Origin of the sequence: Candidatus Competibacter phosphatis (assembly GCF_012939995.1) — a bacterium.
GTDB classification, from domain to species: Bacteria; Pseudomonadota; Gammaproteobacteria; order Competibacterales; family Competibacteraceae; genus Competibacter; species Competibacter phosphatis.
Map to the genome: position 1 here is coordinate 1 of NZ_SPMZ01000115.1, position 2,102 is coordinate 2,102.

2 protein-coding genes and 1 pseudogene are annotated in these 2,102 nt (G+C 59.8%); all 3 read left to right on the forward strand.

Annotated elements, in window-relative coordinates:
* Positions 1–230, forward strand: a pseudogene (locus tag E4P82_RS21280) (ParA family protein); the annotation flags it as partial.
* Entirely contained in the window at positions 223–498 is a 276-nt protein-coding gene (locus E4P82_RS21285) for a ribbon-helix-helix domain-containing protein (RefSeq protein WP_169250747.1), read from the forward strand. The pseudogene E4P82_RS21280 and the gene E4P82_RS21285, both read left to right, overlap by 8 nt.
* 386 nt (positions 499–884) lie before the next feature.
* Positions 885–2,024, forward strand: coding sequence for a replication protein (locus E4P82_RS21290; RefSeq protein WP_169250748.1), 1,140 nt, complete (start codon positions 885–887; stop codon positions 2,022–2,024).
* Positions 2,025–2,102: the final 78 nt, after the last annotated feature.

Here is a 2,102-nt window from a genome sequence, read left to right on the forward strand (position 1 = left end):
ATCCTCAGGCCCGCAAACAAGCCGACGAGGCCAAGGCGATGATTCGAGACTCATGCGGTCTGCCCGTTTGCCCGGTGCATCTTTGCCAGCGTGCCAGCTACGCCGAAGCGCCGATGAACGGTTTGGCTCCGCAAGAACTCGATCCGGACGGCAAAGCCGCCGCCGAACTGGAGCAACTTTACCGGTTCATCCTCCAACAACTCACTCGGACAACAGCACAGCATGAGTAACAAACTGCAAGCCTTACAACGGGCGCTCGACAGCAAGCAACCCAAAGTCACCAAACCGAAAGCGAACACGATCCCGGCCCGGAGTGAGAGCTATCGGGCGCCGAGTCGCGAGGGCAAGACGAATATCACCGCTTATCTGGTGCCCGGATTTAAGTCCAGTCTGCGGTTGATCCAAGCACGCAACGGCGCCAGTCTTCAAACGCTCGTCGCTGAAGCGTTGAATGACTTGTTCGTGAAGTACAACGTGCCGACCGTTAAAGAAGAATGATGGAAAACCAACATATCATCATGTTTGTATGTTCACATCATTACATATGAACATTTTTAATTAAGTCACTTTTGATTTAATTAAAAATTAAGAATATTTCCGATGGCGAGTTAGCGAGAAGCTGGCGACGATGCGACTAGTTTATTAGTCGGCCGATGCTTGCGAAATGTGGCGGTTTGGGAAGGAGGCCACTATCCTGTCACAGATAGGTGATGAGGAATCCTAAAACTGAAAGGAAAAAATCATGGGCGTAGAAAAGCCAACGCCCCGTAACCCGAAAGCTTTGGTCGGCAGAAGGTTACGAGGCGCAGTACCGAATACGTTAGGGATCGGCACTTTCCATAGTAGCCGCCCCTCGGTTCGCATTCAAGCGCGAGGGTCGGCTTATGCAGCCGCAACCTGAACCGCTCCCCTCGCTCCTCGCCCGGCTGGACGAAGCCGCGCTCTATCACCGCGCGGAGGATCGCGGCTTTTTCACCCTGTTGTGGGCCGAACCCGACGCCACATCGGGACATCGGCCGCCAGCGCTGAAAATCCAGCGGGCCTACCGCCTCGACGTCCTCCCCCAGATCATCGCCGCCCTCGACCCGGAGCGGGACACCTGGATTTCCCAAGCCGAGTTTCACAAGCCCAACCGCCGGATCGTCCACCTGCTGCGTCTGGGGCTGTGTTTCGTCGATCTGGATACCTACAAGACCCCTCACGGCGAAAGTCGCCCAGAAACGCTCCTAGGGCGGTTCCTGGGCCATTGCGGGGACGAGGACGTGCCCTTGCCCTCGCTGGTGATTTACAGCGGACGGGGATTACAGGCCAAATGGCTGCTGGAACGTCCCCTACCGCGCGCCGCCCTGCCGCGCTGGAACGCCGTGCAAAAGGAGCTGGTCGCCCGGCTCGCACCGTTCGGTGCCGATCCGGGGGCGCGGGACGCCAGCCGGGTGCTGCGGCTGGTCGATACCGTCAACACCCGCTCCGGCGAACGGGTGCGGGTGCTGTGGGTGCAGCGGCACGCCGAGGACGTCCGGCGCTACCCCTTCGAATGGCTGGCCGAAACTCTACTGCCCGTCTCGCGCGAAGCCTTCCAACTCAAGCGGCAACCCCCCACAGCACCGCGCACCCCGCTACAGGTCATCCCCGGCGGCAAGACCGGGAACCTGCGGGTCTTCTCCGGTCGGCAACTGGCTTGGGATCGGCTGGAAGACCTACGCAAGCTCGCCCAACGGCGCGGCTGGACCGAACACGGCATCCCGCACGGCTACCGCTCCAAGTACGTCCACTGGTGCCTCAACTTCCTGCTGCTATCCGGGGCCATCCCCGCCAACCAGCTCTATTTGGAAGCCCAGGCCCTGGTTCGGGAAGTCTGTCCCGACTTCGACAAGGACGTCCGCTCCGTACTCTCCACCCTGTACCGCAAGGCCAAGGCCTACGAAGCCGGTGAACGGATCGAATTCAACGGCCGCACCTATCCGCCGCTCTACACCCCCCCGCAATCGCACCCTGCTCGCCCTATTCGACGTGCAAGACGATGAAATGAAAGCACTTAAAACCATCATCACGCCGGAGGAAGCGGCGGAACGTCACCGGGAACGTAATCGCGAGGCTGAAGA

What these genes read in the sequence shown, in the direction of transcription:
- E4P82_RS21285 (WP_169250747.1), top strand. Translation starts at nt 223, where the DNA reads ATGAGTAACAAACTGCAAGCCTTACAACGGGCGCTCGACAGCAAGCAA.
- E4P82_RS21290 (WP_169250748.1), top strand. Translation starts at nt 885, where the DNA reads ATGCAGCCGCAACCTGAACCGCTCCCCTCGCTCCTCGCCCGGCTGGAC.